The organism is Fulvivirga lutimaris (genome assembly GCF_009711525.1).
GTDB lineage: Bacteria > Bacteroidota > Bacteroidia > Cytophagales > Cyclobacteriaceae > Fulvivirga > Fulvivirga lutimaris.
Map to the genome: position 1 here is coordinate 7,284 of NZ_SMLV01000303.1, position 4,876 is coordinate 12,159.

Here is a 4,876-nt window from a genome sequence, read left to right on the forward strand (position 1 = left end):
ACCTTATCAGTCTCCTGGGCTGGAATAATTTTGCTTGGTATTTTTAATCTGCTTGTTACCTTATTAACCATGCGAAAGAAACGTGGAAGTTCTATAGGTTTTACCAGGTAATCAATTACATCATAGTCATAACTTTCTGCCGCATATTCACGGTAGGCCGTAGTAATTACTGTCAAAGGTGGGTTTTTCATAGTTTCCAAAAACTCAATACCACTGAGTTTTGGCATATTGATATCAAGAAATATCAAATCCACTGGCTGCTCAGAGAGAAATTGTATAGCTTCCACAGCACTGCCACAACTACCAACGCATTCGAAATCATTGACCTCCTCAATGTACTTTTCAAGCACTTTAATTGCCAACGGCTCATCATCAATTATCAGACATCTAACTTTCATTGCTTAAATAATTTAAAGGAAGGACTAACTCAACCTTATATTTCTCATCATCAGTTTTGATATTCAATTGATAATTCTCTCCATAAAGTAGCCTAAGCCTTCGGACTGTATTCTTCATCCCAATTCCACTTTCCTCATTTAGCGTTTGTAACTTTTTAGAATCTTCATAATTCTTAAACCAGTTTTCAACGTAGAATTCCAAGTTATCAGCATTCACATTTAGCTTAACTGATATCTCAAAAACACCCTCCGGAGACTCACCTCCATGTTTAATACTATTCTCGATAAATGGTGATAAAATCAATGGGGGTATCCGTTTGTCTTCCATTTGACCGGAGATTTCAAAATCTATTTGCAGCCTGTCACCGAACCTTATTTTCTCCAACTCAAAGTAGTTCTTCATATGAGTTACTGTCTCCATAAGTGTTACCTCATCAGCCTTAGACCTGTAAATAACAAAGCTCATCATGTTTGATAGCTTCAAAATTGTACTTGGGGCAAGATCCGATTTTTCTAAAGTAAGCGCATAAAGGCTATTGAGTGTATTAAAAAAGAAATGAGGCTGTATTTGGCCTTTTAGATAGGCCAACTCCGTTTCAAGACTATTTTTTTTAAGTTCCTGTTGGGCATCTCGCTCCATCACTCTATCTACAGTAAGTTTTATGCCTACTGTAAGCCCCACAATATAAAGCTCTCCTATGAATACTGTGAAAATGTAACTTAAACCAAAAAGCTCAGCTTGATCTTTTGGAGCTTCAGGAGCTTCTGGCCAAATGTTGGTAGTCACTAATACATAGGTTAAAACTATCCTCACAAAAGCCATAAAAAGGGTTGAAAAGAATAGTGAGGATATATACCCCAAATATTTTTTCTTTGATAATAGCTTAGGTATGAGAAAATAGAAGTTGAAATAAACAAGAATTATATGGATAGGGAACTCAACCAGGTTGGACTTTATAGAATATATATAGTCACCAAAATAGTGTCCCCATCTTATACTGTTGAAAGAAAAATACCCCACCCAAAATAGGATATGGAAGAGTATAACCTTGTTTTTACTAATCTCGTGCAAGTTTCATTTATGTTAAAACCAAAAAGGTAAGAACTAATAACAACTATCTAAGCCAGATAAAATAGAAAATTATACAAATCGTTTGATTTTGCCTACAAAACGCACTTTCGCTATTCATAGTGGTTCAAATGTCATTCAGCTACAAAATATTGTCGTACTGCGAATAAATTTTGTTCGGCAATTGCAACCAAGTTAATTGGACTCTATGGCTGCAAAGTGTCAGCCTTCAAATGTATAACCCAAAAACCATTTTTCATGAAAAAAATACTACCATTCTGTATGCTTATGCTCCTTGGCATGTCTGTGTACGGACAACAAACTGTTACCGGTAAGGTACGGGATGTCCAAACAGATGAGCCAGTAACTGGAGCAACTGTTTTAGTCAAAGGCACCTCCAATGGAACCGTTACTGATGTTGACGGAAACTACTCGATTCAAGTTAAAGGAGAGAACGAAGTACTCGTTTTTTCTTTTATAGGCTACACTACCTTAGAAGAAGCAGTAGGGTCAAGATCAGTGGTTGATGTTTCTATGGAGGTTGATATTACACAACTGAGTGAAGTTGTTGTAACAGCTTTCGGTATAGAAAGAGATAAAAAAGCATTGGGCTACGCTGTTACTGGCGTAGGTTCTGAAGATCTTTCCACGGTAAAACAAGCTAATGTTGTTAACTCACTTGCTGGGCGAGTACCTGGTGTTGTAATCACTCAATCCACTGGAGGACTAGGAAGTGGATCTCGCGTTGTGATAAGAGGTAACAACTCACTTACAGGTCAAAACCAGCCATTGTACGTGGTAGATGGTGTACCTGTAGATAACTCAGGATTTGGATCTGCAAACCGTAATGACCCAAACAGCCAAACAGCAAATACTGCAAACTATGAAAGGGTAGATTATGGCACAGGTATTTCTGACCTTAACCCTGATGATATAGAATCTATGAGTATTCTAAAAGGGCCTAATGCTGCTGCACTATACGGATCAAGAGCCGCCAATGGTGTGATTATGATCACCACTAAAAAAGGTAAAACCTCTCAGGGACTTGGCGTAAGTTATTCCGCCAACTTTACATGGGAAAATCCACTTTTACTACCTGATTACCAAAATGAATATGGTCAGGGCTCTAACGGAGATTCTTACACTGATATAAGCGACCTGAAGAACAACGGTGCTAGCTGGGGTGCCCCTATGGACGGCTCGAACCAACTTTATTGGACCGGTGAAACCAAGCCTTACTCAGCGCAGCCTGATAATGTAGCTGACTTTTTTGAAACTGGTTTTAATGCAATAAATACAATCGCCATTGAAGGAGGATCAGAAAAAGCTAGCATGAGATTTTCATACAGCAACTCTTCATTTAACGCTATTGTGCCAAATTCAGACCTTCAAAAGCACAATTTTAACTTGAGAGGATCATCACAAGTAAGCGAAAGGCTTTCGGTAGATTCCCGTGTCACGTACTTCCACCAGAGTACTCAAAATAGGGTTTCGCAAGGTACAGAGGGGTTAATGGCCTATGTGTATAATATGCCAAGAAACATGAATATCAACGACCTTAAAGATTTTCAGGGAGATGGTTTTGCTGTTAACTCATGGAGTAATGGAAATGGAAACCCATATTGGACACTAAACAATGATAGAAATGAAGATTTTAGAGATAGATTTTCAGGTTTTGTAAAAACAACCTACAAATTCTCAGATAATTTAACAGCTTTTGCAAGAATTGGATCTGATCAGGTAGCGCAAAAAACTGAAAGAGTAGAACAACCAGGGCACTGGTTCTACCAGTCTGGCCGATTTAATTATGCCAATTATAAAACAGGAGAAACCAATGCGGATTTCTTATTAATGTTTAATAAAGACCTTTCTAGCAAACTTGATCTTTCTGTAAATGCAGGTGGTAACTGGAGGTTAAACACTTATGAAAGTCAAAGTGTAAGTGGTGAAAACTTCAAAATCCCAACAAAATCAATTGTAGCAAGTGCTACCACTACTATTCCTAATTATACACCAACACAGAAAAAGAAAGTGACGTCAATGTACGCTTCAGCGGAGTTTTCTTATGATGGGTTTCTTTACTTAAACTTATCTGCCAGAAACGACTGGTCTTCGGCCTTACCAAAATCTAACTGGTCATATTTCTACCCTTCAGCAAGTTTATCTGTATTAATTGATCGTTTTGTAAACCCTGCCGGCAATTTCCTTGACTATTGGAAAGTTAGAACAAGCTGGGCGCAAGTAGGTAATGACACTGATCCTTTTCAACTATCAACACCTTATATTCTTGCAGGTGCAGCAGATTCTTATCTAGGCTTACCTATTTTAACAAGGTCAACGATTCTTTTCGATGAGAACCTAAAACCTGAGAATACTTCTTCTTTTGAGATAGGCACTGAATTCAGTTCTTGGGGCAACAGACTTTATGGTGACATTTCATACTATAAAATTGTCTCTCAGGATTTGATCATGCGCGTGCCTTATCCAGCTCCCGAGTATGACCAGTTTAACACCAATGTTGGTCAAATGACTAACCAGGGTATAGAGTTAATGTTAGGAGGCACAGTAGTTAAAACTCAGGATCTGACTTGGGACATTTCAGCCAACTTCGCGAAGAATAAGAACACATTGGATGAGTTGATTGGTGATGTTGAGAACTTCACTTTTTCTTCAACAAATGCAGGTACTGTAACAGTATTAGCCACAGTGGGTGGAGGATATGGCGATATTTATGGCTATACCTATGAAAGAGATGATGCAGGAAATATTGTTACCGATGATCAGGGTATTCCTCAAAGAAACTCCGACTACACTCAATTAGGAAATTATCAACCTGATTGGACTGGAGGACTATCCAATACTGTTTCTTACAAAGGACTCTCTTTACGAGTATTAGTAGATGCCAGAATTGGTGGTGAAATATATTCAGGAACTGATGCTGCCATGGATGGTGCAGGAGTTAGCGCAAAGACCACTCAATACCGGGAAAATGGCGTAGTGGTTGATGGTGTTTTAGCATCAGGTGAGGCGAATACAACGAGCATTACTGCACAGCAATACTGGGGTAACTACAGCTCAATTCCTGAAAACTATATTTTTGATCAGACAAATATCAGGTTGAGGGAAGCTTCTTTAAACTACAGACTACCAAAATCTCTGATTAAGTCCACACCTTTCCAGAGTGTTTCTGTAGGGCTGATAGGTAGAAATTTATTTTTCCTTCACAAGAAGATTGACAATTTTGATCCTGAATCGAGCTATAGCACAAATAACTACGCGCAAGGAGTGCTTTTCTACAACCTACCTACCACAAGGCAGTATGGTTTTAACCTCAACATCAAGTTTTAAATATTAAAATCAATTGAAATGAAAGTATTAAAATATATAACTACCCTCATTCTGGTTGCGG

Annotated in this window: 3 protein-coding genes; 1 reads left to right on the forward strand and 2 read right to left on the reverse strand. The window is 38.2% G+C overall.

Annotation, left to right across the window (positions count from 1 at the left end; all coding sequences use genetic code 11):
- The coding region (locus tag E1140_RS05680) for a LytR/AlgR family response regulator transcription factor (protein ID WP_155180089.1) at positions 1-398 on the reverse strand (398 nt) is incomplete at its 3' end.
- Positions 388-1,185, reverse strand: a complete 798-nt coding sequence (locus E1140_RS05685; RefSeq protein WP_185153446.1) for a histidine kinase — start codon at positions 1,183-1,185, stop codon at positions 388-390. The genes E1140_RS05685 and E1140_RS05680, both read right to left, overlap by 11 nt.
- Positions 1,186-1,725: 540 nt before the next feature.
- On the opposite strand from E1140_RS05685, the gene E1140_RS05690 reads away from it, so the two are divergent.
- A complete protein-coding gene (locus E1140_RS05690) occupies positions 1,726-4,815 on the forward strand; it encodes a SusC/RagA family TonB-linked outer membrane protein (RefSeq protein WP_221412643.1) in 3,090 nt (1,029 codons plus the stop codon).
- Positions 4,816-4,876: the final 61 nt, after the last annotated feature.

What these genes read in the sequence shown, in the direction of transcription:
- E1140_RS05690 (WP_221412643.1), top strand. Translation starts at nt 1,726, where the DNA reads ATGAAAAAAATACTACCATTCTGTATGCTTATGCTCCTTGGCATGTCT.